Annotated in this window: 32 protein-coding genes; 18 read left to right on the top strand and 14 right to left on the bottom strand. The window is 72.0% G+C overall.

Annotated features, from left to right (window positions below; all coding sequences use genetic code 11):
- Nucleotides 1-113: 113 nt before the first annotated feature.
- Together OUY22_RS15215 and OUY22_RS15210 are read left to right on the top strand one after the other, a co-directional pair.
- Nucleotides 114-701, top strand: coding sequence for a TetR/AcrR family transcriptional regulator (locus OUY22_RS15215; RefSeq protein WP_270155601.1), 588 nt, complete (start codon nucleotides 114-116; stop codon nucleotides 699-701).
- A 58-nt stretch (nucleotides 702-759) separates the two neighbouring features.
- Nucleotides 760-1,896, top strand: a complete 1,137-nt coding sequence (locus OUY22_RS15210) for a Fic family protein (RefSeq protein WP_270155600.1) — start codon at nucleotides 760-762, stop codon at nucleotides 1,894-1,896.
- Between the two features lie 5 nt (nucleotides 1,897-1,901).
- Here OUY22_RS15210 and OUY22_RS15205 read toward each other — a convergent pair whose 3' ends face one another.
- The 4 genes from OUY22_RS15205 to OUY22_RS15190 are packed head-to-tail and all read right to left on the bottom strand — an operon-like array spanning nucleotide 1,902 to nucleotide 4,653.
- Complete coding sequence (locus OUY22_RS15205) at nucleotides 1,902-2,699, bottom strand: ABC transporter permease (protein WP_270155599.1); 798 nt, start codon at nucleotides 2,697-2,699, stop codon at nucleotides 1,902-1,904.
- Complete coding sequence (locus OUY22_RS15200) at nucleotides 2,692-3,447, bottom strand: ABC transporter permease (RefSeq protein WP_270155598.1); 756 nt, start codon at nucleotides 3,445-3,447, stop codon at nucleotides 2,692-2,694. Before OUY22_RS15200 ends, OUY22_RS15205 begins: the two co-directional genes overlap by 8 nt.
- A complete protein-coding gene (locus OUY22_RS15195) occupies nucleotides 3,444-4,382 on the bottom strand; it encodes an ABC transporter ATP-binding protein (RefSeq protein ID WP_270155597.1) in 939 nt (312 codons plus the stop codon). Before OUY22_RS15195 ends, OUY22_RS15200 begins: the two co-directional genes overlap by 4 nt.
- Before the next feature lie 43 nt (nucleotides 4,383-4,425).
- Nucleotides 4,426-4,653: a hypothetical protein gene (locus tag OUY22_RS15190; RefSeq protein WP_270155596.1), complete on the bottom strand. Its 228-nt coding sequence runs from the start codon at nucleotides 4,651-4,653 to the stop codon at nucleotides 4,426-4,428.
- 21 nt (nucleotides 4,654-4,674) lie between these two features.
- On the opposite strand from OUY22_RS15190, the gene OUY22_RS15185 reads away from it, so the two are divergent.
- Nucleotides 4,675-4,836: a hypothetical protein gene (locus tag OUY22_RS15185; protein WP_270155595.1), complete on the top strand. Its 162-nt coding sequence runs from the start codon at nucleotides 4,675-4,677 to the stop codon at nucleotides 4,834-4,836.
- Nucleotides 4,837-5,001: 165 nt separating this feature from the next.
- Here OUY22_RS15185 and OUY22_RS15180 read toward each other — a convergent pair whose 3' ends face one another.
- The 7 genes from OUY22_RS15180 to OUY22_RS15150 all read right to left on the bottom strand — a co-directional run bounded on the left by OUY22_RS15180 (nucleotide 5,002) and on the right by OUY22_RS15150 (nucleotide 10,301).
- The gene (locus tag OUY22_RS15180; RefSeq protein WP_270155594.1) at nucleotides 5,002-6,219 is read right to left on the bottom strand and encodes a cytochrome P450 family protein; all 1,218 of its coding nucleotides are present in this window, start codon (nucleotides 6,217-6,219) and stop codon (nucleotides 5,002-5,004) included.
- 10 nt (nucleotides 6,220-6,229) lie between these two features.
- Complete coding sequence (locus OUY22_RS15175; RefSeq protein WP_270155620.1) at nucleotides 6,230-6,766, bottom strand: GTP-binding protein; 537 nt, start codon at nucleotides 6,764-6,766, stop codon at nucleotides 6,230-6,232.
- A gap of 46 nt (nucleotides 6,767-6,812) precedes the next feature.
- On the bottom strand, nucleotides 6,813-7,169 hold the full coding sequence (locus OUY22_RS15170; protein ID WP_270155593.1) for a DUF742 domain-containing protein: 357 nt from the start codon (nucleotides 7,167-7,169) through the stop codon (nucleotides 6,813-6,815).
- Nucleotides 7,166-7,594: a roadblock/LC7 domain-containing protein gene (locus tag OUY22_RS15165; RefSeq protein WP_270155592.1), complete on the bottom strand. Its 429-nt coding sequence runs from the start codon at nucleotides 7,592-7,594 to the stop codon at nucleotides 7,166-7,168. Before OUY22_RS15165 ends, OUY22_RS15170 begins: the two co-directional genes overlap by 4 nt.
- An 83-nt stretch (nucleotides 7,595-7,677) precedes the next feature.
- Nucleotides 7,678-9,270, bottom strand: a complete 1,593-nt coding sequence (locus tag OUY22_RS15160; RefSeq protein ID WP_270155590.1) for a sensor histidine kinase — start codon at nucleotides 9,268-9,270, stop codon at nucleotides 7,678-7,680.
- A gap of 204 nt (nucleotides 9,271-9,474) precedes the next feature.
- Nucleotides 9,475-9,867 (bottom strand): hypothetical protein, encoded by a 393-nt coding sequence (locus OUY22_RS15155; RefSeq protein WP_270155589.1) that lies wholly within the window; start codon nucleotides 9,865-9,867, stop codon nucleotides 9,475-9,477.
- Between the two features lie 41 nt (nucleotides 9,868-9,908).
- Nucleotides 9,909-10,301, bottom strand: coding sequence for a hypothetical protein (locus OUY22_RS15150; protein WP_270155588.1), 393 nt, complete (start codon nucleotides 10,299-10,301; stop codon nucleotides 9,909-9,911).
- A gap of 78 nt (nucleotides 10,302-10,379) precedes the next feature.
- On the opposite strand from OUY22_RS15150, the gene OUY22_RS15145 reads away from it, so the two are divergent.
- From OUY22_RS15145 to OUY22_RS15100, 10 genes are all read left to right on the top strand, one after another.
- On the top strand, nucleotides 10,380-10,736 hold the full coding sequence (locus OUY22_RS15145; RefSeq protein WP_270155587.1) for an MmcQ/YjbR family DNA-binding protein: 357 nt from the start codon (nucleotides 10,380-10,382) through the stop codon (nucleotides 10,734-10,736).
- The gene (locus tag OUY22_RS15140; RefSeq protein WP_270155586.1) at nucleotides 10,736-11,353 is read left to right on the top strand and encodes a GNAT family N-acetyltransferase; all 618 of its coding nucleotides are present in this window, start codon (nucleotides 10,736-10,738) and stop codon (nucleotides 11,351-11,353) included. The genes OUY22_RS15145 and OUY22_RS15140 overlap by 1 nt, the downstream gene beginning before the upstream one ends.
- A 14-nt stretch (nucleotides 11,354-11,367) precedes the next feature.
- Entirely contained in the window at nucleotides 11,368-11,745 is a 378-nt protein-coding gene (locus tag OUY22_RS15135) for a hypothetical protein (RefSeq protein WP_270155585.1), read from the top strand.
- A 19-nt stretch (nucleotides 11,746-11,764) separates the two neighbouring features.
- Complete coding sequence (locus tag OUY22_RS15130) at nucleotides 11,765-12,673, top strand: DMT family transporter (protein ID WP_270155584.1); 909 nt, start codon at nucleotides 11,765-11,767, stop codon at nucleotides 12,671-12,673.
- A 10-nt stretch (nucleotides 12,674-12,683) separates the two neighbouring features.
- Nucleotides 12,684-13,304: a GntR family transcriptional regulator gene (locus tag OUY22_RS15125; protein WP_270155583.1), complete on the top strand. Its 621-nt coding sequence runs from the start codon at nucleotides 12,684-12,686 to the stop codon at nucleotides 13,302-13,304.
- 60 nt (nucleotides 13,305-13,364) lie between these two features.
- Nucleotides 13,365-13,715: a hypothetical protein gene (locus tag OUY22_RS15120; RefSeq protein ID WP_270155582.1), complete on the top strand. Its 351-nt coding sequence runs from the start codon at nucleotides 13,365-13,367 to the stop codon at nucleotides 13,713-13,715.
- 77 nt (nucleotides 13,716-13,792) lie between these two features.
- On the top strand, nucleotides 13,793-13,954 hold the full coding sequence (locus OUY22_RS15115) for a hypothetical protein (protein WP_270155581.1): 162 nt from the start codon (nucleotides 13,793-13,795) through the stop codon (nucleotides 13,952-13,954).
- The gene (gene rfbB, locus OUY22_RS15110; protein WP_270155580.1) at nucleotides 13,951-14,886 is read left to right on the top strand and encodes a dTDP-glucose 4,6-dehydratase; all 936 of its coding nucleotides are present in this window, start codon (nucleotides 13,951-13,953) and stop codon (nucleotides 14,884-14,886) included. Before OUY22_RS15115 ends, rfbB begins: the two co-directional genes overlap by 4 nt.
- The gene (gene rfbD, locus OUY22_RS15105) at nucleotides 14,883-15,737 is read left to right on the top strand and encodes a dTDP-4-dehydrorhamnose reductase (RefSeq protein ID WP_270155579.1); all 855 of its coding nucleotides are present in this window, start codon (nucleotides 14,883-14,885) and stop codon (nucleotides 15,735-15,737) included. Before rfbB ends, rfbD begins: the two co-directional genes overlap by 4 nt.
- Nucleotides 15,734-16,345 carry a dTDP-4-dehydrorhamnose 3,5-epimerase family protein gene (locus OUY22_RS15100; protein WP_270155578.1) on the top strand — a complete coding sequence of 204 codons (612 nt, stop codon included), beginning with the start codon at nucleotides 15,734-15,736 and terminating at the stop codon, nucleotides 16,343-16,345. The genes rfbD and OUY22_RS15100 overlap by 4 nt, the downstream gene beginning before the upstream one ends.
- An 87-nt stretch (nucleotides 16,346-16,432) precedes the next feature.
- Here OUY22_RS15100 and OUY22_RS15095 read toward each other — a convergent pair whose 3' ends face one another.
- The 3 genes from OUY22_RS15095 to OUY22_RS15085 all read right to left on the bottom strand — a co-directional run bounded on the left by OUY22_RS15095 (nucleotide 16,433) and on the right by OUY22_RS15085 (nucleotide 19,185).
- Nucleotides 16,433-17,479 (bottom strand): GNAT family N-acetyltransferase, encoded by a 1,047-nt coding sequence (locus OUY22_RS15095; RefSeq protein ID WP_270155577.1) that lies wholly within the window; start codon nucleotides 17,477-17,479, stop codon nucleotides 16,433-16,435.
- Nucleotides 17,480-17,546: 67 nt separating this feature from the next.
- Nucleotides 17,547-18,209 carry a polysaccharide deacetylase family protein gene (locus OUY22_RS15090; RefSeq protein WP_270155576.1) on the bottom strand — a complete coding sequence of 221 codons (663 nt, stop codon included), beginning with the start codon at nucleotides 18,207-18,209 and terminating at the stop codon, nucleotides 17,547-17,549.
- Between the two features lie 157 nt (nucleotides 18,210-18,366).
- The gene (locus OUY22_RS15085) at nucleotides 18,367-19,185 is read right to left on the bottom strand and encodes an AfsR/SARP family transcriptional regulator (RefSeq protein WP_270155575.1); all 819 of its coding nucleotides are present in this window, start codon (nucleotides 19,183-19,185) and stop codon (nucleotides 18,367-18,369) included.
- A gap of 478 nt (nucleotides 19,186-19,663) precedes the next feature.
- Here OUY22_RS15085 and OUY22_RS15080 point away from each other — a divergent pair, with 478 nt between their 5' ends.
- The 5 genes from OUY22_RS15080 to OUY22_RS15060 are packed head-to-tail and all read left to right on the top strand — an operon-like array spanning nucleotide 19,664 to nucleotide 25,937.
- Complete coding sequence (locus OUY22_RS15080; protein ID WP_270155574.1) at nucleotides 19,664-21,514, top strand: Agd3-related carbohydrate deacetylase; 1,851 nt, start codon at nucleotides 19,664-19,666, stop codon at nucleotides 21,512-21,514.
- The gene (pelF, locus tag OUY22_RS15075) at nucleotides 21,511-22,911 is read left to right on the top strand and encodes a GT4 family glycosyltransferase PelF (RefSeq protein ID WP_270155573.1); all 1,401 of its coding nucleotides are present in this window, start codon (nucleotides 21,511-21,513) and stop codon (nucleotides 22,909-22,911) included. Before OUY22_RS15080 ends, pelF begins: the two co-directional genes overlap by 4 nt.
- Complete coding sequence (locus OUY22_RS15070; RefSeq protein WP_270155572.1) at nucleotides 22,908-24,320, top strand: hypothetical protein; 1,413 nt, start codon at nucleotides 22,908-22,910, stop codon at nucleotides 24,318-24,320. The genes pelF and OUY22_RS15070 overlap by 4 nt, the downstream gene beginning before the upstream one ends.
- Before the next feature lie 19 nt (nucleotides 24,321-24,339).
- A complete protein-coding gene (locus tag OUY22_RS15065; RefSeq protein WP_270155571.1) occupies nucleotides 24,340-25,074 on the top strand; it encodes a sugar phosphate nucleotidyltransferase in 735 nt (244 codons plus the stop codon).
- On the top strand, nucleotides 25,071-25,937 hold the full coding sequence (locus OUY22_RS15060) for an NAD-dependent epimerase/dehydratase family protein (protein WP_270155570.1): 867 nt from the start codon (nucleotides 25,071-25,073) through the stop codon (nucleotides 25,935-25,937). The genes OUY22_RS15065 and OUY22_RS15060 overlap by 4 nt, the downstream gene beginning before the upstream one ends.
- Nucleotides 25,938-25,940: the final 3 nt, after the last annotated feature.

The following is a 25,940-nucleotide window of genomic DNA, read 5'->3' as shown; positions in this document are numbered from 1 at the left end:
TTTCATGACCTTCCGATCCGGTTGAGAAAGTGACTGTCTCCAGCGAGCGACTCTAGGCACCTGATCCTAGACAGTCAATAGCTTGAGAAAGTGACTTTCTGATACGGTGAGGCATGAGCGGACTTCGTGAGCGCTGGCGGCTCAAGGCCATGCGCGCCATCCAGGAACGCGCCCTCGACCTGTTCGACGAGCGAGGGTTCGGCGCGGTCACGATCGAGGAAATCGCGGCGGCGGCCGAGGTCTCGCCGTCGTCGGTCTACCGCATCTTCGGCACCAAGGAAGGCATCGTGGTCGCCGACGAGTTCGACCACATGAGCCCGGAGACGCTCGAAAGCCTCCTCGACCCCGCCGACCCCGTCGGCAGCCTGCTCCGCGCCGTCCGCGCCTACGAATCCAGCCCCGGTCCGGGCGAAGGCCCGCAGACCGGGAGAGGCCCGTGGCGCAGGGTCCGCTACTTCTTCGCCGAGCCGTCGGTGCGTATGGCCGTCTGCGCCACGCTCGACCGCGCCGGCCAGCGGATCTCACCGTTGCTCGCGGCGACAGGAAAGATCAGCGAAACGCAGGCTCGCGTGATCGCGAACGCCCTCGCCTTCGGCTACTTCGCCGCACTGGAGCAGTGGTACCTCGCCGGCGGCGACCGCCCCATCGCCGACTACGTCGAGGAGGGCATGCGCCCCCTGCGCACCATCTGGAGCACCTAGCCCTTACTGAACGCGCGGCATGGTTGCGCCGATGACATGATAATGGTGTCATCTTGTCATGCTCTACAAGGTGCCCAGGCTCGGTGACGTCGATCGCCGGGTGCTCGACGAGATCGAGAGCATGCGCCATGACCTGCGCATGCAGGTGCGACCTCAGGAGCGGTGGACGAAGCAGCTCCGCAGGAGTCTGACCGCCAGGGCGATCGTCGGGTCCAACACGATCGAGGGCTACGCGGCATCGGTCGACGACGTCGAAGCGCTCATGGCCGGTGAAGCGCCGCTGGAGACCAGCGACACGACCCGGCGTGAGCTGGAGGGCTACCAACGGGCGATGACCTACATCCAAGCGTTGTCCGACGCCGGCGACGGCTTCCGGTACGACCTGGGGTTGCTGAACGGGCTGCACTTCATGATGCAGGAGCGCCATCCCCGCAAGCGGCCGGGGCGGATCCGCGGCGGTCCGGTCTACGTCACGAGCCCCGACGATCCCGCCGTCGCCGCCTACACGGGTCCGGATCACGGCTTGCTGCCGGGGCTCATGGATGAGCTGATCCAGTGGCTCGACCAGGGCGACCTCGACGCTCCCGTCCACGTCCGCGCCTCGATGGCGCATCTGAACCTGGTCATGATCCACCCGTGGGCCGACGGCAACGGGCGGATGTCGCGGGCGCTGTCCACCTTGGTCTTCGCCCGGGAGGCGCTGCTGCCCCCGGAGTTCTCCTCCATCGAGGAGTGGCTCGGCAGGGGGCAGAACACGTACGCCTATTACCAGGTCCTCCAGGAGGTGGGCGGGGCCGGCTGGCATCCCGGCGGCGACGCGTACGAGTGGATCCGGTTCTGCCTGCGCGCCCACCACCTCCAGGCGCAGCAGGCCAGACGGAGGGTGGAACTGCTGGGCCGGGCCTGGTCGGCGCTGACGGAGGCGGCAGCCGCGGACCGCCTCGACGAGCGGACCGTGTTCGCGCTGCTGCCCGCGTTCTGGCGGTCGCGAGTCCGGCGGACCGTCTACCAGCAGGACGCCGAGCTCAGCCCTCAGCAGGCCGTGCGGGACATCAGAGAGCTGTGCCGGCTGAAGTGGCTGGTGCCGCGAGGACAGGCACGCGGCCGCTACTACGTGGCCGGTCCCGCCATGGAGCCCGTCTTCGACGCCGTCCAGGAGTCGACGCGACCGTACGCCGACCCCTACCGGCGATGAGCCGCTCAGTGGCCGACGCTCTGGTAGTGGGTGAGCTGGCGGCGCCAGATGAGGTAGGCCGGCCAGACCAGGATCACGCCCAGCAGCGGGGCGGCCAGGGCCCAGGGGGTGTCGAGCTTGCCCAGCACGACGCTCGACGGGATGTAGGCCACGAAGGCGACCGGCAGCACGTAGGTGAGCAGCCACTCGGTCACGCCGCCGAAGATCTTCATCGGGTACGAGCCGAACTTGCTGAAGACGTCGTCCAGGAAGACCCGCAGGGCGAAGGTGTCGATCATGCGCAGCGACAGCGAGCAGAGCGCGAGGAGGAAGGCGGTCTCGATGAGGGCGCCGCCGACGATCGCCAGGGCGCAGAAGGCGATCAGGCCGGGGCTCCAGCCGACGTGGGCGTTCTGGGAGGCGACGGCGAGCAGCGCCACGCCCACCAGCAGGTCGCCGAACTGGGCCAGGCCCATCCGGTTGCCCATGAGCTGGACGAGCGGGTTCAGCGGGCGCAGCAGGAAGCGGTCGAACTCGCCGTTGCGCACCACCCAGTGGATGTCGTGCACGCTCATCATGGGGATCATCGCCAGGGCGTGGGCCGTCAGGCGCATCCCGTACAGGAAGGCGATCTCCGCCAGTCCCCAGCCCGCGAGCGAGGGGAAGGTGTGCATGACCACCCAGATGAAGGCGAACCCGGTGCCCTGCCAGATCGCGCCGCTGAGGACGCCGATCGCGGTGTTCAGGCGGTACTGCAGGGCGCCGCGGGCGGAGGCGCGCTGGAGCAGGACGTACAGGCGCAGAGCGCGGACGACCTCAGCCACCCTGGATCACCACCCTGCGGTGGGTGCGTGACCAGGTCAGCGCGAGCAGGGCCCACAGCCCGGCGACCCAGGCGAGCTCGACCAGGAGAGGTCCAGAGATGTCGGAGATGCGGCCGACGTAGATCGCCGCGGGAACGTACCCCATGTACTTGAACGGCAGCACCTCGGCCAGCGCGCCCAGGAAGCCGGGGAAGAAGGCGAGCGGCACCATCGTCCCCGCGAAGAACTGGCTGACCAGCTGGTAGAGCAGTGAGATCGCGCCGATCTCCAGCATCCAGAAGCCCAGCAGGCTGATCAGCAGCGCCAGCTGCACGGCGATCACGTACCCGAGCACCAGCGTGACCACGTAGCCGGGCCCGTTGACCGGCGCCGTGATCGACCCGACCAGCAGCACCACCGGCACGACCGGGGCGAGCAGCAGCACGCTGCCTGCGGTGTTGCCGGCCTGGAAGGCGGCCATCTGCCGCAGGTAGCCGATCGGCCGGGCCAGGTCGAAGAAGACCGTCCCGGAGCGGATGCGGTGGTGGATGACGCGGGAGACGGCGGTCTGGGTGGCGAAGGCCTGAAGGTTGGCCAGGGTGAGGTAGGCGAGCAAAGCTTCGAGGGTGAGACCTCCGGCCTCGGGCCGCGACCCGTACACCGCGGTCCAGATCATGCGCAGCAGGAACACCTGGGCGACCAGCGTCACGCAGGTCATGACGATGGTGCTGCGGTAGGCCAGGGCGAAGAGGAAGCCGACGCGGGTCATCGCGCGTAGATCCCTTTGATCACGCTCTCCAGGTCAGGTTCCTCGATCGACAGGTCGCGGATCGTGTGCTCGGCGGAGATCGCGGCGATCAAGGCGGGCAGGTCGCCGTGGATGTCGAAGACGTGGCGGCCCTCGTCGTCGCGCGACACCCCGCGCACCTCCTCGGGCGCGGACTCCAGCAGCACCACCAGCCGTCTGGGCTGGTCGACCAGCGCGTCGATGGCGCCGTCGAAGAGCACCTTGCCGTGGTCGATGAGGATGATCCGCTTGCACAGCGCCTCGACGTCGGCCAGGTCGTGCGTGGTCAGGATGACGGTGGTGCGCCCGGTCCGGTTGGTCTCCACGATGAACTCGCGCACCGCCTCCTTGGCCAGCACGTCGAGCCCGACGGTCGGCTCGTCGAGGTAGAGCAGCGGCGGCTCGTACAGCACGGCCGCGGCCAGGTCGCCGCGCATCCGCTGGCCCAGGCTGAGCTGGCGGACCGGGGTGTCGAGGAACTCGTCGAGCCCGAGCAGGTCACGCAGCTTCCGCAGCGAGGCGTCGAAGCGCGCGGCGGGGACGTCGTAGAGCGAGCCCACCAGGCGCAGGGATTCGATCAGGGGGAGGTCCCACCATAATTGGCTGCGCTGACCGAAGACCACGCCGACCCGGCGGGCGTTGGCCGACCGGTCACGCCACGGCACCATCCCGTTGACCCGCACGGTGCCCGCGGTGGGGGTGAGGATGCCGGTGAGGATCTTGATGGTGGTCGACTTGCCGGCGCCGTTGGGCCCGAGATAGCCGACGACCTCGCCCTCGTCGATGGCGAAGCTGACGTCGTCGACGGCGGTCCTCTCCTCGTACTGGCGGGTCACGAGCGTGCGCAGCGCCCCGAAGGGGCCGGAGAAGGTACGCGGGCGGCGGAAGACCTTGGTTAACCCCTCGACCCGGATCATGACGAAATCTTTTCGGTACGGGTCGAGGGCTGCAAGCTTTTTTTCAGGACTTCATCGGCGACGGGGTGAAGACGACGGGCAGCGACTCCAGGGCGCGGATCCACAGGGTGCGGCGCCACCGCAGCTCGCCGGGCGTCACCGCCAGGCGCACGTCCGGCAGCCGGTCCAGGAGGACCTCGACGGCCGTCTTGGAGATGATCTCGGCGAGTTCGGGCGCGGGGAACGGGCAGCCGTACTCGCCGTGGCCGAACGCACCGGCGGGTCCTTCCACAGGACGTGGTGGAGCGCCTCGGTGACGCTGCTCCGGCCGCCCTGCAGGTCCATCTGGAAGTGGTCGTCGACCAGCATCAGCCGCAGCGTGTTGCCGATCCAGTTGGCGGTGCTGCCGTGCGCGGCGATCACCATCGCGATCATGTCGCGGAGGGCGTCCACGTCGGTGTACGCGGCGGGGTGACGCGTCGGCGGTCCGGTCGGCGACCTTCTCACAGAGAAGGGTCAGCTCGATGCGGTCGATCTCGTCCAGCGCGTCGCCGATGGCGCTCCCGCGCCGCCGCCGCTTCCTCGCCCTCACTCGGCGCCGGCGTGCCCGGGATAGGCGTCCAGCGGGGTCATCGGCGGCTCACCTGCCCATGGCCGGGGTGAAGACGACGGGGAGGGCCGACAGCATGCGGTTCCAGATGTTGCGGCGCCAGCGCAGCTCCTCCGGCGCGACCGCCAGGCGCACGTCCGGCAGCCGGTCCAGGAGGACCTCGACGGCCGTCTTGGAGATGATCTCGGCCAGCTCGGGGGCGGGGAACGGGCAGCTGTACTCGCCGTGGCCGAACGCCAGGTGCGCCCGGTTGGCCATGGCGTGACCCTGCCGCACCTGCGGGTCGGCGTTCGCGCCGACGAGACTGATCACGATCATGTCGCCGCGCCGGATGCGGCGGCCGGCCAGCTCGCAGTCCTGCGCGGCGTACCGTGACGGCAGGTTCTGGGCGGGCGGGTCCTTCCACAGGACCTGGTTGAGCGCCTCGGCCACGCTGCTCCGGCCGCCCTGCAGGTCCATCTGGAAGTGGTCGTCCACGAGCATCAGGCGCAGCGTGTTGCCGATCCAGCCGGCGCAGTTCTCCTGCGAGGCGATCAGCAGCGACAGCATGTCGTAGACGACCTCGGGGTCGGTGAGCCGGGCGTCGTGCGTCACCAGCCGGGAGGCGAGGTCCTGGCCGGGCCTGACGCGCTTGCCGGCGACCAGGCGGCCCATGAGCTCGCCGACCTGCATCTCCGCCTCGTCGCGGGTCGCCGGGTCGTTCATGGCCTGGAAGATGGCGCGCAGCAGGGTGCCGACGTCCGGCTCCGGCAGCCCGAACAGCCGGGCGATGACCTGGGCAGGCATCCGGTGGGCGTACTGGGAGACCAGGTCGGCCTCGCCGTCGCCGGAGAACAGGTCGACGTTGGCGTCGGCGACCTTCTCGCAGAGCTGGGTCAGCTCGATGCGGTCGATCTCGTCCAGCGCGTCGCCGATGGCGCCGCCGCGCCGCCGCCGCTCCTCGCCCTCGGTGAACACCAGCGTCGGCTGGTGCGTGACGTGCGGGCGGGCCGGCCAGTCCGGCGGCACCCGGTCGAGCTGGTTCCAGCGGCGCGGGTCACGGGCGAACAGCTGCGGCTGGCTCGTCACATGGTGCAATTCGCGGTAGCCGAGGACGAGCCAGGCGGGCAGGTCGGCGTCGAGCAGCACCGGCACGACCGGGCCGCGCTCGCGGCGCAGCTTCTCCAGGAACGCGGCCGGGTCGTCGAGGACCTCCGGCTCGTACAGCCGGACGGCGCCGGCGTGCTCGGGATGTCCGGGGTTCGTCACGGCTGCCCTCTCAGGCCGGGGTCCGGTCGTACAGGCGGGTGAGATGCTCGACGAGCGTGATCAGCACGTGCTTGCACGACTGCCGCTCCCGCGCGTCGCAGTCGACCAGCGGGATGCCGGGCGACAGGTCCAGCGCCTCGCGCACGGCGTCCAGCGACGGGCCGCCCGCGAACCGGTTGACCGCGACCACGAACGGCATGTCGTGGTGCTCCAGCCGGTCGATCGCGTAGAACGAGTCCTCCAGGCGGCGGGTGTCGACCAGCACGACCGCCCCCAGGCTGCCGGCGAACAACTGGTCCCAGACGAACCAGAACCGCTCCTGACCGGGCGCCCCGAACAGGTAGAGCACGGCGCTGTCGCTGACCGTGATGCGCCCGAAGTCGAAGGCCACGGTGGTGGTGGACTTGGTACGGACCCGGCTCGCGTCGTCGATGCCCACGCTCGCCTCGGTCATCACCTCTTCGGTGCTCAGCGGGCGGATCTCGCTGACCGATCCCACCATGGTGGTCTTGCCCACGCCGAAGCCGCCCACGATCACGATCTTCATCGCCTCCGCGGCGGAGTCGTGCAGCGGCGCCCGCACGGGGGTCTCGTCAGAGGTTGTTGAGCGCAACGAGCACCTGCCTCAGGATGTCCGGATCCGGCTTGGCCGCCGTGGCCCCGGCGGACGGGTGGCGTACGGTGATGCGGCCCGTGTCGAGCAGGTCGCGCAGCAGGATCTTCACCACGCTGACCGGCAGCCGCAGCTCGGCGGAGATCTCCACCACGGCCGTGGGGCGGCGGGCCAGCTGAAGGATCGTGACGTGCTCCGACTGCATGCCCGGGACCGGCTCGCACTCGCCGACGATGAGCGAGACCGAGTCGAACGCGGTCTCGTCGGCGCGGGTGCGGCCCCCGGTGACCGTGTAGAGGCGGTCCGGGCTCTCCCGGTCGATCGGGCGCCGGTTCACGAGGCGTCGCCCTCGGCCGGTCTCGGGGCCGCGGTGAGGTACACGCCGATCTGCTCGACCAGTTCGTTCATGTTGTGCGCGATCAGCCCGACCTCGGCGTCCTCCTCGGCGACCACCGCCAGATGGGCGCCCTCTCCGGCGGGCACGATGAGCAGCAGCCCACCGGCGAACTCCACCATCGCCTGCCCGGCGCCGATCGCGTCGCCGAACTCGGCCGAGGCGCTCAGCGACAGGCTCTGGATCCCGGCGGACAGCGCCGAGAGCTGGTCGGCCCTGTCCCTGGTGAGGCCGCTGCTGTAGCTCATCTTGAGCCCGTCCCTGGTCAGGACCAGGACGTGCCTGATGCCCGGGGTCCGGTCCTTGAGGCTTTCCAGCAGCCCGTCAATGGTGCGATCCGTGGAACGCGATGCGTCGATAGTGCTCATCGAAACGCGGGGCGTCCGCCCGGGGGCGGCCCCTGCCTCCTATCTGAGATCAAGTGGCCCGGTGCTCGCTGCGTCCGGGGGGTCTAGGCGTCGCCGGAGGCCGGACCGGCGGGACGCCCGCGACCGCCCGCCTGGCGGAACGCGGCGAACCTGGCCGCCGCCTCGCGCCCGCCGCGCTGCGGCTTGACCGCCGTCGCCGGCCGCGAGCCGGTGGCCTCGGCGAGCGTCTGGCCGCGTCGCCGCCGCGGCAGCGACTCCTCGGCCTCCTCGGCGGGCGCCGCCTGGGCGGGCACGGTCGCGGCCACCAGGGAGGGGCGGGCCTGCCGCTCGATCGCGGCCGGTGGCTCCTGGCCGGTCCTGGGCTGGGTGATGAGGACGCGCGGGATCAGCATCACGACACCGGTGCCGCCCCTGGCCGACGGCCGGAAGCTGACCGTGAGGCCGTACTTGTCGACCAGCCGGCCCACGACCGCCAGGCCGAGCCGGGTGCCGGACAGCGTGCGCAGGTCGAGCGGCTCGGAGACGAGCTTGGCGGCGTGCCGGCGCTCGCGGGGGCGCATGCCGAGGCCGCTGTCCTCGATCGTGACCACGACGCCGGCGTCCTCCTCGTCCACGTACACATGCACCTCGGTGCCGTGCGCGGAGAAGGTGGCGGCGTTGTCCATGAGCTCGGCCAGCGCGTGCATCACGCCTTCGGCCGCGTACCCGACCACGGCGGCCGTGCTGGTGGAGTGGACGCGGACGCGCTGATAGGCGCTGATCCGGCCCATCGCGCCGCGCAGGATGCTCTCCATCACGATCGGCCGGGTCCACCTGCGGCCGGAGCGGCCGCCGCTGAGCAGGGCGATGTTGTCGGCCAGCCGGCCGAGCTGGGAGACGCGGTGGTCCAGGTCGAGCAGGTCGGCGAAGACCTCCTCCTGGTCGCCGTACTGCTCCTCCAGGTCGCGCAGCCGTGCCAGCAGGCTGGTGGCCTGGGCCTGGACCCGGGCCGCGGCCCCGGCGCAGGCGGCCATCACGGCGGCGCCCCTGCGGTCGCCCTCGGAGAGGTGCTGCGCCGTCTCGGTGAGCAGGTCGCGCAGCGGGGCGTGCACCGGCCGGCGCACCCCGGCGAGCGCGGAGGCGACCGGCTTGCGCTCCGCCTGGATCTGCCTGACCAGTTCGGGCAGCGTGTCGCGGGTGAGCGTGAGGATCTCCGACTCGGTGGCCGAGCGGGACGCGTGCGCGATGGCCCGCTCGCGTTCGAGCCCGTCGAGCTCGTTCGCGGTGGCCTTCAGCAGCTGTTGCAACGGTCCATCGGGCGGCTGCGGCAGGCGGGAGAGCGCGTCGGGCACAGAACTGCCGCCGCGCAGCTGGCGGCCGAGCGCCGGCAGCGTGTCCTCGGCCACCCGGACGATCTCGCGCTCCAGCCGGGCGACCCGGGAGGCGGCGGCCCTGGCCTGCTCGCGCAGCCGGCGGCCGGTGGCGACGTGGTGGGCGATCACGGCGGCGGCGGTGGTCAGCAGCACCGCGCAGAGCCCACCGGTGATCGCCATCACCCCGCGAGCGTCGGCCGGCGTGGCGAACACGGCCCACAGCCACAGGCAGGACACCACGACCATGGTGCCCAGGGCCGTGACCACCGTGAGCTCTCGCGGGGCGAGATCGCGCCGCGTCTGAAGAGGTACGTCTGCTGACATCCGCGGTCCTCGGGGGGTCGGTACTGCTGCTCCCCGCGCAGCAGAGGCTTACTGTTACCGCCATGTGACAGAGCGCGAGCGGGAACAGGCGCTTACCGTAGCACCAGGTGGATCAGAGACAACAGGCAAAACACCCGTTTCACTTCATCCCACCTCTAGTCAACTTATATGTCGACTTATCGGGCCGATAACGTCGCTCCTCTATCAGCGGTCGAACCAGCGAGCGGCGGCGGGTGTGAGGAGCAGTGCGATGACCAACGAGGGGATTATGAGAGACGGCGTCAGGAGCGACCGGGCGCCGAACCCGGGGCCGATCCCCACGTACACCAGGGAGACCGCGACCCAGGCCGCCTGAAGCGCCGCCGTCCCCCACCGCAGCCGCCGTTCCCGCCGAGGGAACCGGGCGAGGATCCACCCGGTCAGCCCCGTGTGCGTCGCGCTGAGGAGAAGTGCGCCCCACGACGCCAGGCTCAGGGCGGCCACCGCCAGGACGACGCCCAGGATCGTCGCTATCACCCCCCACAGCAGTTGGAGCGCCAGCAGGAGGTACACGGCCAGCACGGTCAGCGGCCAGCGCGATAACGAGCCATCGGTCATGCCGCCACCCTAGACACGCGGGCTTTTCGCCGGTGGACGGTTCAGCGGTCGAACCAGCGGGCGGTGGTGGGGGTGAGGAGCATGGCGATGACCAGGCCGGGGAGGAGGACGCCGGGCGTCAGGAGCGACCGGGTCTCGAACCCGGAGTCGATCCACGCGATCACCAGGGAGCTCGCGATCGTGACCGCCTGGAGCGCCGTCGCCCCCCAGCGCACCCGCCGTTCCCGCCGAGGGAACCGGGCGAGGATCCACCCGGTCAGCCCCGTGAGTGTCGCGCCGAGGACGGCGAGGCCCCACGACGCCAGGCGCATGGCGGTCACCGCCGCGATGACGCTCAGGATCAGCCCTATCACCCCCAGCAGCAGTTCGAGCACCAGGAAGAAGTGCGCGGCCTGCACGGTCAGCGGCCAGCGGGATAACTTGCCGTTGGTCATGCAGGTCACCCTAGAGGCGCGGGGTTGCCTGGAAGGCGTGGCGCGCGGAATGTCGGGGACGTTTGGTACACAGAGCCCATGGGTGTGAGTGTCGACGAGTTCCTCGAACTGCTGAAGAGCCTTCCGGAGGTGCGCACGAGCGACGGACCGGGCTGGGTCGCGCTCAAGGTGCGGGACAAGGGCTTCGGATACCTCTGGGAGGACACCGAGACGGTCGGGCTCAAGTCGACGATCGAGGAGCAGCTGGCGCTGGTGGCCGAGCGGCCTGAGGTGTTCGAGGTGCAGTTCACCGCGGGGCGGTTCGGGTGGGTCGTGGTCCACCTCGACAAGATCGACTACGACGAGCTGTTCGAGCTGACCGCCGAGGCGTGGTGCCTGACCGCGCCGAAGGCCCTGGTCACCGCGTTCGAGGCCGCCCATAAAATAGGCGGTTAATGGGACAGATCAGACTTCGGGAGTGGCTGGAGGAGGACGCACCGGTCGTGCTGCGCGCCTTCCGGGCGCCCGACCTGCGGTCGCAGAGCGCGTGGCCCGTCGTCACCCCGCGCGACGCGGTCGGCTGGATCGCCTCCTGGGAGGGCGCCGGTCACGCCTTCGCCGTCGTCCTGGACGGGCGGGTCGTCGGCAACGTGGCGGTGACCCGGATCGACGACCACGGCGCCGGCTCGGTGTCCTACTGGACGGTCCCCGAGGCGCGCGGCCTGGGCGTCGCGGCGTCGGCCCTCCGCGCGCTGACGCGCTGGGCCTTCACCGAGCGCGGCCTGCACCGGCTGGAGCTGGGCCACCGGGTCGACAACCTCGCCTCCTGCCGGGTGGCGGTCAAGGCCGGCTTCCGCCCGGAAGGGATCGAACGCGACCGGCTCCACCACGACGGGGTCCGCCACGACCGGTTCCACCACGACGGGGTCCGCCACGACGTCGAGCGCCACGCCCGCCTCGCCACCGATCCGCCACCCTTCGTCCTGTGCCCTGACGAGTCCACCACCGCTCACCCGGTTCCAGCAGGTCCGCCGGTCATCAGGGGAGCGGGTGGTCAGTGGGTGGACGGGTGATCTAGGCTGGCCGGGTGGACGGCGACAGCCTGGCCGCGGCCGACCTGCTGGCCGCCCTGGGCCGGGCGGCGGGCATGCTCTCCGGGTTACGACACCCGTTCGCGCGCAGCCGCCCCTTCTCCTATGTGGTGCCGCCCGCCGGGGTGCGGACCGGCAACGCGTTCATGCTGCCCGATGGCCGTGAGGTGACGTTCGCCGTGCTCGTGGCGGCGTCCGGTGACGGGTTCCGGGTCGAGGGCGGAGTGACGGTGGAGGACGAGCCGCTGCTCTCGCTGCCCGCCGTGCACGCGCCGGAGCTGCGCCGCGCGCTGACCCTGCTGGACGAGTACGCCGCCGAGGTGGCCGGCGCGGCCGGTCGGCTGCTCGATGGCGCACTGGACGAAATTGTCTAGTTGTCAGACAATGTTTGGCATGAAGAATGGCCCCCTCGCCGTCGTCGGCGCCGCCGTGCTCTGGGGGACGGCCGGCACCGCCGGGTTGCTCGTCTCCGCCGACTCCGTCGCCCTGGCCGCCGCCCGGCTGGTCGTCGGCGGGGCCGCGCTGGCGGTGTTCGCCAGGTCGGGGCTCAGGCGGGCGCTCCGCCCCGGCCTGCTGCTGGCCGCGGTGGCCGTGGCCGCCTACCAGCTCTGCTTCTTCGCCGCCGTGGCCCGCACCGGCGTGGCGATCGGCACGGTGGTGGCGATCGGCAGCGGGCCGGTCTTCACCGGGCTGCTCTCCTGGGCGCTGCACCGCCGGCGGCCGAGCGGGCGCTGGGCGGCGGCCACCGCCGCGGCCGTGGCGGGCTGTGTCGCGCTGATCGCGGGCGGCGGGGCGGAGGCCGGCGGGCAGGTCGTGTCCGGGGTGCTGCTGGCGCTGCTCGGCGGGCTGCTGTACGCGTTCTACGCGGTGAGCGCGGCCGGCGCGATTGGCGCGGGCGCGGAGTCGAACGCGGTGATGGGCGTGCTGTTCGGCGGGGCCGCGGTGCTCATGCTGCCGGTCCTGCTCTGGCAGGGGGTCGGCTGGCTCGGAGAGCCCGCGAGCCTGCTCGCCGTCCTCTATCTGGGCCTGGGGACGACCGCGCTGTCTTACTTCCTGTACGGGCGAGGGCTGCGGACCACGCCGGTGGCCACGGCCGCCACGCTTGCGCTGGCCGAGCCGGCGGTGGCGGCGCTGCTCGGCCTGGTCGTGCTGGGTGAGCGGCTGACCCCGGTCTCGGTGGCGGGGCTGGTGCTGCTGGCGATCAGCCTGGTGGCCGTGGCCCTGCCGGAGAAGGGGCGCGGGACCGTACGAGAACGTGAGGATGATTCGGTTGTGGGGCGGGAGGTGCCGGTGGAGCGTTAGAGTCGCACCCGTGCGGACCCCGATCAGACCCGTCTCCGCCGTCGGCGCGCTCGCCGACGCGCTGCGCGGCCGGGTGCTGTCCGGCGAGATCGAGCCCGGCACGGCCCTGCCCGAGCAGGAGATCGCCGCCACCTACAGGGTGGCGCGGCCGACGGTGCGCGAGGCGCTGGCCCGGCTCGTCCACGAAGGGCTGCTCCGGCGGGAGCGCAACCGCAGCGCCTACGTCCCAGAGGTGACGACGGCCGACCTGGACGACCTCATGTTCGTGCGGCGTCCGCTGGAGGACCTGATGGCGGGAGCGCTGGCCGGGCGGCGGGTGGCCGAGGCCGACGCGGCGCTGGAGCGGATGGCCGCCCTCGACGCCGGGGCGCCGTGGTCGGAGTCGGTGGCGGAGCACATGGCGCTGCACGAGGCGCTGATCGAGGCGGTGGGCAGCCCCCGGCTGGTGCGGCTCTACGGCGCGCTCGCGGCCGAGACCCGGCTCGGGCTGGTGCGGCTGCGCCGGGTCTACGAGGACCGCGACGTGCTGGTGCGCGAGCACCGCGAGCTGCTCGACGCCATCGCGACCGGCCCGGCCGACGCCGCGCGCGCGGCCGTGGCCGCCCACCTCTCCCATACCTGGGGTGCCTGAGGCCGCCGGGTACGCGCGAACCCTTGCGGGACAGGCCCAGAACTCGCAAGAATCGCGGCCATGCACGGCAACCCGATGCCGGACTCCTACGTGTACGTCACAGAAGAGGGCGTAACCCGCCACTACGCCGACGGCAGCGTCGAGGCCCTCGCGTGGGAGGACGTCGTGGAAGTCCGTGTGGTCACCGAGACCGATTCCGACGTTCTTTATGTTCTGCTCGACCGCGAGGGCGAGGGCTGCGTGGTGCCGCGTTCCGCGACGGACGCGACATTTCTGGCGCGCTTACGTTATCTGCCGGATTTCGACCTGGACCGCCTGACCCTGGCGAGCGACGCGCGGCACGCCGGAGTGGTGGTCGTGTGGCGGAGCCCCGACCCCCCGTCGGCACTGCCCGACCTGGAGTACGACTGATCCTGACGCCTGGCCGCATCGCCGAGAGAACAAAGCCGTTCCTGTGGAAGACCCGGTCCGTGGTCGCACGGGGAGAAGTGGAGTACTCGATCCTGATGCCCGGGGCGTCGATCGACGGGGTGGGCCGGATCGAGCGGTCGCTCATCGGCCACGACGCCGAGGTCACCCGGGCGCCCGACACGCCCAGAGCGCACCGGCTCGTGCTGGGCGATCACAGCAAGGTACAGATCAGCTCATGAAGAGGATCCTGGTGACAGGCGGCGCGGGTTTCATCGGCTCGCACTTCGTCCACTCCCTCGCCGGCACGGGCGCGGACGTGACCGTGCTGGACAAGCTCACCTACGCCGGCGACCGCGGGAACCTGGACGGCGCCGCGCACACGTTCGCGCACGGCGACGTCTGCGACGCGGGCCTGCTGGCCGAGGTGGTGCCGGGCCACGACCTGGTGGTCAACTTCGCCGCCGAGTCGCACGTCGACCGGTCGATCGACGCGGCGGCCGAGTTCGTCCGCACGAACGTGCTGGGCACCCAGACGCTGCTGCAGGCGTGCCTGGACGCCGGGGTGCCACGCGTGGTCCAGGTCTCCACCGACGAGGTGTACGGGTCGATCGACGAGGGGTCGTGGACGGAGGACGCCCCGCTGCGGCCGCGGTCGCCGTACTCGGCCTCGAAGGCGGGCGGCGACCTGATCGCCCGCTCGTACGCGATCACCTACGGGCTGCACGTGTCCATCACCCGCGCGGGCAACACCTACGGCCCGCGCCAGTACCCCGAGAAACTGATCCCGCTGTTCGTGACGAACCTGCTGCGCGGCAGGAAGGTGCCGCTCTACGGCGACGGCGGGAACGTGCGCGACTGGATCCACGTCGAGGACCACTGCGCGGGCATCCGCCTGGTGGCCGAGGTGGGCGAGCCCGGCGAGGTCTATCACGTCGCCGGCACCGCCGAACTGTCCAACAGGGAGCTGACCGGCCGCCTCCTGGAGGCGTGCGGCAAGGGATGGGACATGGTGGAGCACGTCGAGGACCGCAAGGGCCACGACCGGCGCTACTCGCTGGACGACGGGAAGCTGCGCGCTCTCGGCTACCGGCCGCGCGTCCCCTTCGAGCGGGGCCTGAAGGAGACCGTCCGCTGGTACGCGGACAACCGTGACTGGTGGGCCGGCTCATGAGGTGGCTGGTCACCGGCGCCGGCGGCATGCTGGCGGCCGACGTGACGCACCGGATCGCCGTGACGGGGGAGCCGGTGCTCGCGCTCGGCCGCGCCGAGCTGGACCTGCGCGACGCGTGCGCGGTACGCGACGTCGTGGGCGCCTACCGGCCCCGAGCGGTGATCAACTGCGCCGGGTGGACGGCGGTCGACCTGGCGGAGACCCACGAGTCCGAGGCCCTGGAGATCAACGGCACGGCGGTGCGCACGCTGGCCGAGGTCTGCGAGCGGGCCGGGACGCGGCTGGTGCACGTGTCGACGGACTACGTCTTCGACGGCACGGCCGCCGGACCGTACCCGGAGGACGCCGAGCCCTGCCCGGTCAACGCCTACGGCCGTACCAAGCTGGCGGGCGAGCGGGCGGCGCTGGGGCACGGCCAGTACGTGGTCCGCACGGCCTGGCTCTACGGCTCGGGCGGGACCAACTTCGTCCGCACCATGAGGGAGCTCGCGGCCACCCGGCCGACCGTGGACGTGGTGGACGACCAGCGCGGCCAGCCCACCTGGTCGGCGGACCTGGCCGACCACCTGGTCCGGCTGGCCCAGTCGGACCTGCCGCCGGGCGTCTACCACGGCGTCAGCGCCGGGGAGACCACCTGGTACGGCCTGGCCAGGGAGGTGTTCGCGCTGCTGGGCGCGGACCCGGACCGGGTGCGGCCGGTGTCCGCCGCGGCCTTCCCCCGCCCGGCCCGGCGACCCGCCAACAGCCTGCTGGCCACCACGAAGAGCGAGCCGATCCGTCACTGGCGCGACGCGCTGCACGCCGCCTGGCCGGTGCTCGACAGAAGGGAACCCCGGTGCGACGTCGCGTGACACACCCGATCATGGAACCGCTCGGCATCGACGGCGCCTGGCGCCACACCCCGGTCGTGCACGGCGACGCCCGCGGCGCGGTCCTGGAGGCGTTCCGCGCGGACCTGCTGCCGCGGCCGTTCGACCTCGCCCAGGTCAACTGCTCCATCTCCCAGCGGGGGGTGCTGCGCGGGATCCACTTCGCCGAGGTCCCGCCGGGCCAGGCCAAGTACGTGACGTGTGTGTCCGGCGCCGTCCTGGACGTGGTGGTGGACCTGCGCGCGGGCTCGCCCACGTTCGGCCGGTGGGAGACGGTCCTGCTCGACGACGAGGAGCGCGCCGCGACGCTGATCGCCGAAGGGCTGGGCCACGGGTTCGTCACGCTCTCGGACCAGGCGACGGTCATCTACCTGTGCACCGCCCCGTACACCCCGGCCCGCGAGCACGGGGTGCACCCGCTCGACCCGGAGCTCGGCATCGCCTGGCCCGAAGGCGTGGAGCCGGTGCTGTCGCCGAAGGACGAGGCCGCGCCCTCGCTGGCGGAGGCGCTGGCCGCCGGGCTGCTGCCCTCGTACGAGGGGTGCCGGGAGTTCTACGCGACCTTGGGCAGATCGGGAGCGATGGCATGACGGCCTGCCGGCTCTGCGGCCCGTGCCGGTGGAGACCGTGCGTGATCTTCCTCCCCGCCGGAAATGTCGGGCATGTCTGTTGGAACGTTATGTACGTGTCCTCGTTCGGACAGATCTCGCCGCCGCCCGTGCCCTGGCCATCGCCATCGCCCGCCGGGCCGGGTTCCGCGTCACCAGGCCCTGGCACACCCAGGTCTCGCCGGTCTTGGCCCGCCGCTTGTACTCGTCCTCGCCCCGGCCGAGGTCGATCCGGTCCACGCCGAGCGCGGGGGCGGCGGCGACCAGCTCGCGCAGCAGCATCCAGCCCGGTGACAGCCGGGCGAACGCCGGGTCGTACACCGGGAACCACCAGTGCAGCACCCCGCCCGCGCGCAGCCCGAAGTGCGCGGCCACCAGCCGCGGCCCGGCGTGCAGCGTGGACAGCACCCCGCCGAACGACCCGTCGCGGGCGTCGAGCAGGCTGTCCAGCAGCCGCACCCGGTCCGGCTCGGCGAAGTGGTCGGCCGCGCCGGCGGCCGCGTACTGCGCCCGCTTGAGCGCGATCACCAGCGCGAGCGCGTCCCGGTCCCGCGAGTCCGCCTCGAACTTCACCGTCCCGTGCTCCCGCTCGGCCTTCGCGGCCCGCCGCCGCGCCTGGCCCATGTTCTCCCTGCCGCTGCGCGAGGCCCGCCCCAGATAGCCGGGCAGCCCGCCGCTGACGTCCAGGTACGGCGACGGCCTGCGGCCCAGCACCCACGGCCCGAACCCCGGGGCCGCCTCCACCAGGTGGTCGAAGGCGTACGCGGCGGCCCCCTCGGACAGCAGGTCGAGCGGCCGGAACGGCGTCCCAGGGGCGAGCACCGGCCCCTGGAAGTCCGCGCCCGGCCAGCCGACCGGCCGCAGCACCCGCCCGTCACGGTGGTGCGGCACCAGCACGTCGACCCCGTCGTCGACCCCGCCCACGGCCCTGCCCACAGCCCTGCCCACCGCCACGTGCACCGGCCGCCCGCTCCTGTGCACGGCGGCGGCGAAGCCGGGATGGAAGTACGGGCTGTCCAACGCCGGGTTGGCCGCCCGCAACGCGTGCCAGGCGTCGAGCTCGGCGGCCGGGAGCGCGTCGAACGGCACCACCCGCAGGGCCGGGGCGCGGCTCATCCGGGCAGCGCCGTCATCCGGCGCGATGGGCGCAGCAGGGCGACGATCACCACGGCGACCCGGGCCATCAGCGCACCCGCTTGTACAGGCGCATCGCCAGTTCGGCCGCCCGGCGCCGCAGCGGGAGCCCTCCGTCGAGCACCCGCGTGATCCAGCCGCGGTCCAGGTCGTGGCGCAGGCTGGTGCGCGGCTGCAGCCAGGCGCCCGGCCGGGCCCGGCCGCCGTCGCTGGTGTACGCGCGGGTCACGCCCATGCTCCTGAGCCTGTTCAGCACCCATCGGTCGTAGGAGCCGAACGGGATCGCCACCCGCGACACCGGCTCGCCGACGAGCTGCCCCAGCAGGTGGTGCGCGGCCGACAGCTCCTCGGCCGCCTCCCGAGGGCCCAGCGTGCGCCAGTCGCGGTGGGCCCAGCCGTGCGAGCCGATGCGCATGCCCGCGCCGAGCAGCTCGCGCACCCCTTCGGAGCTCAGCCGGCCCGGCTCGCCGAGCAGCCCGGCCAGCACGAAGAACTCGGCCTTCAGCCCGCGCTCGACCAGCCGCGGCAGCGCGATCTCCACGTCGGAGGCGTTGCCGTCGTCGAACGTGAGCCGCACGTCGGGCCGTCCCGCCACGGCGTCCACCACCTGCTCGAACTGCGCCACGCTCATCCAGGTGTCGCCCTCGCCGGGAGCCAGCTCGCGGGTGGTGCGGCCGATGCCGTGCACGGTCAGGTTGGTCACCGCACGCATCCCGCCCCCTGCGTCAGTCGTCAGGAGGGATATCGCTGCTCCGGATGGGGTGTTACAGGTGTTTTGCGTACCAGGTGATGGTTCGGCGGAGCCCTGCCTCCAGCTCCGTTTCCGGCGGCCGGCCCAGCACCCGCTTCACCGGCGACGACCGCCAGAGTCAGCGGTGACGGCGGGTGCAGTGGGGGCAGCCTGCCGCGGGACCCCGGGCCGCCCGGTGGTGGACCGTCCGGGTGGCCGTCAGCGAGGCGTCGCTGGTGAGGATGGCCGCCTCCAGCCGCCGCAGCTCCGGCGACGGCTCCAGGCCGAGGTCGCTCGTCAGGATCTGCCACCCGTCGCGGTAGACCGCCAGCGCCTCGGCCTGCCGCCCGGCGCGGTAGAGCGCGAGCATGAGCTGACCGCGGAACCGCTCGCGCAGCGGGTGCTCGCGGACCAGTGCCGTCAGCTCGCCGACGAGGTCGGCGTGCCGGTGCAGCCGCAGGTCGGCGTCCACCCGGTCGGCGAGCGCGGCCAGCCGTTCCTCCTCCAGGCGGGTGGCCTGGTGGTGGAGCAGCGGCAGGTCGTCCAGCCCCGACAGGGCGGGCCCGCGCCACAGCCCGAGCGCCGTCCGCAGCAGGTCGCCGCCCTTGGCGACGGCGCCGGCCTTGAACGCCTGCCGCCCCGCCCTGGCCAGTTCCTCGAACCGCCACGCGTCCACCGCGGCCGGCGGCACCCGCAGCAGGTAGCCGGCCGAGTCGTGGACGATCTCCGCTTTCGGCCCGAGAGCCCGCCGGAGCCGGAAGAGCTGCAGCCGCAGCCGCCGGTGCCCGGCGTCGGCGGCGTCCTCGCCCCACAGGGCGTCGATGAGCGCGTCGCTGCGCGCCACCCGGCCACGGTGGCAGAGCAGCAGGGCCAGCAGGGTGCGCTGCTTGGCGGAGCGCACGGGTAAGCGCTGGCCGTCCGAGACCACCTCCAGCGCCCCCAGAATTCCGAACTGCATGGGCTCCCCTTCCCGTGCCGTTCCCGACCCCCCTTTTATAGAGGGAGCGCTTGCCGCTGCCTTGATTGTGAGGGAAACCCCCCTGAAACCCGAGTGAAACCCTTCCTCTCCACACTCAAGGCTGCCGACGGTGATTGCTCGGCATTTCTACGGCTATCGGGGGCCTGGGCTCAGACGGGTGATACGAGTGGGTTCATTTCGGCTGTCCATGTATCGGAATCAGGCGCGTACCAGCAGGATGATCGCGCTGGCCGGGTCGATCACGCTGATTTTAGGACTATTCACCGCCTATTCTGAACCGGCCGAATCCACACCCAAAGATCAGCCACATCGACACGCACTGCTACGCGCACCCGTAGACCGTCCTAAGGTAGACATCCCCCCTCGAATACCAAAAAAGTCTGGCAAAGTCTCGCTGCATAAGAACACCCGCGCCGCCACCACGCCGCAGGCCCTCGCCGCCGCGGCCACCGACCAAGTGGAGCTGCGCGCCCTCGTCATCGCCCTGGACGACAACGACTGGGGCGAGGACACCTGGAGGGCCACGCTGGACCGGGTCGGCGCCGCCTACGACGTCCTGCACAGCCGGACCGAGCCGCTCGGCGACCTGATCGCCCCCGACGGCACCGGCCGCTACAACGCGATCCTGCTCACCAGCAACAGCCTGCTGTACGAGGACGGCGGCTCCTACCTGAGCGGCCTCGACGCCGCCGAATGGAACGTTCTATGGGCGTACGAGCGCGACTACGGCGTCCGGCAGGTCTCGCTCTACACCGCGTACGGGACCTGGCCCGAGGACTACTGCCTGCGGGCCGGCAGTGAGGGCGGCGTCGGCGACACGCCGATCAGCACCGCGCTGACCCCGGCCGGCGCGAGCATGTTCGACTACCTGCGCGGCGGCGTGAACGTGCCGATCTCGCTGTCGTACGTCTACCGCGCCACGATCGCGGCCGGGTGCGCCGCCGACCCGCTCATCACCAGCGGCACGGACGTGCTCGGGGTGCGCAGCACCTCCAGCGACGGCCGGGAGCGGGCCGCGCTGACCTTCACCTCCAACCAGTACCTGCCGCAGGCCGACCTGCTGACCTACGGCCTGTTCCGGTGGGCGAGCAGGGGCCTGTTCCTGGGCGAGCGGCGGCACTACCTGAACGCCGACGTCGACGACTGGTTCAGCCACACCGACCACCTGCGCGCGGACGGCACCGTGGACTCCGACCCGGGCTACCGGCTGGGCCGCGGCGACGCCGTCATCACCTACAACCTGCAGAACGCCTTCCGCGCCGCCCACCCGCTGGCCGGCGGCTTCAAGCTCAACATCGCCTACAACGGCGAGGGCTCCGACGCCAACGCCCCCGCCCTGTGCCTGCTGCCGCCGCTCCTGTCCGACGGGCTGACCGCGTACTCGCGCTGCCGCGCGTCCGCCTTCACCTGGATCAACCACACGTTCACGCACCCGAAGATGAACGACACCGACTACGCGACCAGCCACGCCGAGATCCAGGACAACCTGACCAGAGGCGCCGCCCTCGGCTTCACCGTCGACCCGACCGTGCTCAAGACCGGCGAGTACTCGGGCCTGGGCGTCTACCACCCCGACCCGGACAACGACATCGACCCGCCGACGGACCACGGCCTGGGCGCGTCGAACCCGCACCTGCTGCAGGCGGCCGCCGACCTGGGCGTGAAGTACCTCCACGGCAACATGTCCTTCGGCAGCCACCGGCCCGCCTGCTTCAACTGCGGCATCCGGCACCCGCTCGAACCGTCGATCATGGTGGTGCCCGACTGGCCGACGAACATCGCGTACCACACGACCACACCGGCGGAGCAGACGCTGTTCTACAACTCCTACTACGGCCCCAACGGCTCGTTCCCGTACTGGCCCGTGGACCAGACCTACGCCGAGATCGTCGGCCACGAGAGCGACGTGGCCATGCAGCACGTCATGTCGGGGTCGGTCTACACGCACACGTTCCACCAGGGCAACCTGCGCAACTACGGCGCGAGCCAGAACCTCGTCTTCGACTGGCTGAACGCCGTGATGGCCAAGTACGAGAGCTACTACGGAGTCCCGCTGCTCACCCCCGACTGGGGCGGGCTGGCCGGGTACGTCGAGCGGCGCACCGGCCACTTCGACGACCTTGCCGGCGTGCGGGCCGTGTTCGACCGGGCCGCCGGCACGGTCACGTTCACCGCGGCGGCCGACGCCGAGGTGTTCGCCACCAACGCCGCCGCGCCGGGGGCGACCGCGTACGGCACCGACACGACCGCCCACCTCGACCTGGCCGCGGGCGTCCCGCTCACCGTCACGGCGAGCGTGCGCCCGTGAAAGTGACGCTCGTGTCCGAGGGCACCTACCCGTTCGCCATGGGCGGGGTCAGCGTGTGGATGGACCAGCTCATCAGGGGCATGCCGGACTACCGGTGGGACGTCGTCACGATGACCGTGGACGGCGGCGAGCGGCCGGTGTGGGAGCTGCCGCCCAACCTGGAACAGGTGATCGCCATCCCGCTGTGGAAGGGCGATCACCGGCGGTCCGGCCGCCCGCCCGGCGCGGAGTTCGCCGCCGCGTACGAACGGTTCCTGCAGATCGTGCTCACCCCGGCCGTCATGGGCGCGGGCAGCGAGGAGTTCCTGTCCGTGCTGGAGTCGCTCTTCAGGTACGCGCACGACGGCGGCGACCTGGTGGGCGCGCTGGTCGCCAACGACTCGCTCACCCAGCTCATGGACGCGTGGTACTGGAACAGGACCGACGGCATCAACCTGGCCGACGCGATCGTGGCCGGCGACCTCATGGGCCACATGCTGCGCCCGCTGGCCGAGCCGCCGCTGCGCACCGACCTGACCCACGTGGCCATGAACGGCCTCAGCATGCTCGTCGCGATGGCCGCCAAGTGGCGGTACGGCACCCCGGTCGTGCTCTCGGAACACGGGGTCTACCTGCGCGAACGCTACCTGCAGTACGTGCATGAGCCGGTCTCGCACGCGGTCCGGGTGCTGCTGCTCAGCTTCTTCCGCCGGCTGGCCGGGGCCTCCTACGTGGCGGCCGACCGGATCGCGCCGCACTCCACGTACAACCGGCGCTGGCAACTGCACAACGGCGCCGACCCGGACCGCATCCGGGTCATGTACAACGGCGTCGACCCCGACGACTTCCCGCTCGCCAGGACCGAGCCCGAGGTGCCGACGCTGGTCTTCATGGGCCGGGTGGACCCGCTGAAGGACCTGCACACGCTGATCAGGGCGTTCGCCATCGTCCGCGACAAGATCCCGGAGGCTCGGCTGCGCATCTTCGGCGGCGTGCCCGCGGGCAACGAGAGCTACTACCACAGCTGCCTGGAGCTGATCGACGAGCTGGATCTGGAGGACGCGGCGGTGTTCGAGGGCCGCGTGTCCACCCCGGTCGACGCCTACCACGCGGGCAGCGTCGTCGCGCTCACCAGCATCTCCGAGGGTTTCCCCTACACGGTCGTCGAGGCCATGGCCTGCGGCAGGACCGTGGTGTGCACGAACGTCGGCGGCGTCGCCGAGGCGGTCGCCGACGCCGGCCTGATCGTGCCGCCGCGCGACCACGTCGCCGCCGCCGAGGCCGCGGTGCGCCTGCTCAGGGACGCGCCACTGCGCCGCCGGCTCGGCGCGATCGCGCGCGGCCGCGTCCTGGAACGTTTCACGCTCCGGCAGTCGCTGGACGACTACCGCGCCGTGTACGCGGAGCTGCGGCCGTGACCCCGGTCAGGGACGACGGGCAGGCGCACCCGATCGACCAGCTCATCGAGCCGATGGACGCGCGCCTGGCCCGCGCCGTCGAGCCGCTCCAGGTGGCCGCCATCCTGGAGAGCGAAGGGCTCAACGACAAGATCGCCCGCGAGCGGTACGGGCACACGGACGTGTTCTCGCTGGCCGAGACCGCGTTCTCGCGGGTCGCGGGCAAGGCCGTGCCGCCCGTCCCCGACGCGCCGCTGCGCCGGGCCAGGCCCCTCGCCCAGATCCTGCACGGCCTGCTGTACGGGCTGCCCGCGGCGCTGCTGCCCGCCGCCTCCGGCCTGGTGGGCGCGCAGTGGCTGATGCCGGGGCTGGTGCTGACCACCGGGATCGGCTGGGTGGTCGGCAGCGCCGCCGCCCAGATCGCCTACACGCTCACCGGCCAGGGCTGCCCGCGCTCGGCCGGGCGGGTGCTCCGCACCGGGCTGGTGTCCGGCGTGGGCGCCGTCGTCCTGATGGCCACCGGGCTGGCCCTGGCACGGGGCGCGCCCGTGGCGCTGATCGCGCTCTGCGTCACCCAGCTGGCGTTCCAGATCGCGTCCGGCATCCTGCTCTTCTACCGGCGCGAGGCCTGGCTCGCCGTGATGATGGCGCCCGCGGTGCTGGCCGGGATCGGCTACATCGGCGTCGCCGACCGCTTTGTCGGCCTGCTGACCGTCTGCCTGGGCGTGATCTGCGTGGCCGCCGTGGTGGGCGCCGCGATGCTGCTCACCCTGGCCGCCCCGGACGGCGAGGACGAGCCCCCCGCCGAGCCGCCGCTGCGCACGCTGCTCCGGGCCAACCTGCGCGGCCTGCCGCCCGCCTTCCTCTACAGCCTGCTCACCGCGCTCTTCCTGCTCCAGGCGGAGGCCCGGTACGTACTCGACAGGGCCGACCTGGCCATCGCCGGCGCCGGGCTGGTCCTCGGCATGGGCATCCTGGAGTACCGGGCGCACGTCTTCGACGACGACGCCAGGACGGCGATGAGGCGGGTGCGCTACCCGGCCGAGTTCACCTCGCACGGCCGGTGGCTGCTCGCCAAGGGCGTGCTCGTCTGCCTGGTCACGCTGGCCGGGCTCTCGGCGCTGCCGCTGGCGTTCCTGCACGCGACCGGCGCGCTGTCCCCGGCGAGCGTGGTGATGGCCGCCGCGCACGTGGTCGTCGGGACCGCCTACTTCGTGGCCTTCCTGCTGGCCAACCAGGGCAAGGTCCGGCACCTGGTAGCGGCGCAGGCGCTGGCCCTGGCCGTCCATCCCGGGGCGCGCCCGCTGCTCCCCGGCCCCCCGTCCGCCCTGGCCGACGTCCTGCTCTTCCTCGTCGCCGGTCTCGTCTTCTTCCTCATCCTGCTCGTCCTGATGGCCGTCAGCCTGCGGGACGTGCAGCGGTATCGCTGATCAACAGGAGGGAACCAGCATGCACGTCGTCATACTCGCGGGCGGCAAGGGGGTTCGCCTGCGGCCGTACACCTCAGCCCTGCCCAAGCCGCTGGTGCCGATAGGGGAGGAGTACGCGATCCTCGACATCATCCTCCAGCAGCTCACCCACCAGGGCTTCACCCACGCCACGCTGGCGGTCGGCCACCTCAGCCCCCTGATCAGGGCGTTCGTCGGCGACGGCGCGCGCTGGGGGCTGTCGGTCGACTTCACCGAGGAGCACGCCCCGCTGTCCACGATCGGGCCGCTGTTCCCGATCAGGGACCAGTTGCCGGAGCACTTCCTGGTGATGAACGGCGACGTGCTCACCACGCTGAACTACGCCGACCTGCTGGCCCGGCACGTCGCCTCCGACGCGCCGCTGACCGTGGCCACCTCGCCCCGCGTCGTCAAGATCGACTTCGGCGTGCTGGAGGCCCGCGGCGGGCGGATCGTCGGTTTCCGTGAGAAGCCGCTGCTCAGCTATCTGGTCAGCATGGGCGTGTACGCGCTGTCCAAGAGCACCATCGCCCCGTATCCCGAGGGCATCCCGTTCGGCTTCGACGACCTCGTCCTCGACCTGCTCGCGCGGAACCGGCCGCCGGGCATCTACGAGTTCGACGGCTACTGGCTCGACATCGGCCGGCCCGACGACTACGACGAGGCCAACGCCCGCTTCGACGAGATCAGGCCGCAGCTGCTGCCGTCGCTGCCGTCCGGGGACCCGGTGCGATGACGGCCGTCCTGCTCTTCGGCGCCTCGGGGTTCCTGGGCCGGCAGGTCAGGGAGCTGCTGGAACGGGACGACCGGGTGTCCGGCCTGCGCTGCCCCGGCCGGGCCGACCTGGACCTGCTCACCGCCCGGCCCGCCGACGTGGCCGTGCTGCTGCGCGCCGTCCGCCCGGCCGTCGTGATCACCTGCGCCGGGCGGATGTCCGGCGGGTACGACGAGCTGATGCGCGGCAACGCGCTGGCCACCGCCGTGATCATCGAGGCGGTGGCCGAGGCCGCCCCTGGCGCACGGTTCGTCCGGCTGGGCTCGGCCGCCGAGTACGGTCCCACGCCGCCGGGCCGCTCGGCCCGCGAACAGGACCCGCCCCGGCCCGTCACCGGCTACGGCATCAGCCACCTGGCCGGGACCCTGCTGGTGGAGCAGGCCGCCGCCGACGGCCGGGTCGACGGGGCCTCGCTGCGCGTGTTCAACCCCGTCGGGCCCGGACTCACCGGCGAGAGCGTGCTCGGCCGGGCCCGCGACCAGCTCGCCGACGGGGCCCGGCGGCTCGACCTGGGGCCGCTCGGCGCCCGCCGCGACTTCGTGGACGTGCGCGACGTGGCCCGCGCGGTCGTGCGCGCCGCGTTCGCGCCCGGCCTGCCGGAAAGGGTCTTCAACGTGGGCGCCGGCCGGGCCGTGCCGGTCCGCGAGGCGGTCGGCCTGCTCGCCGCCGAGGCCGGCTTCACCGGCGAGATCAGGGAGGACGCGACCGGGCCGGGCCGCTCGGCGGCCGTGAGCTGGAGCCGCGCCGACCTGACCCGGATCAGGACCGTCCTGGGCTGGGAGCCGGAGTTCACCCTCCCCGACTCCGTCAAGGCGATGCTGTGACCC

It is taken from the genome of Nonomuraea corallina, from assembly GCF_027620315.1.
Taxonomy (GTDB): Bacteria; Actinomycetota; Actinomycetes; order Streptosporangiales; family Streptosporangiaceae; genus Nonomuraea; species Nonomuraea corallina.
This window is presented reverse-complemented; position numbering and strand designations above follow the sequence as displayed.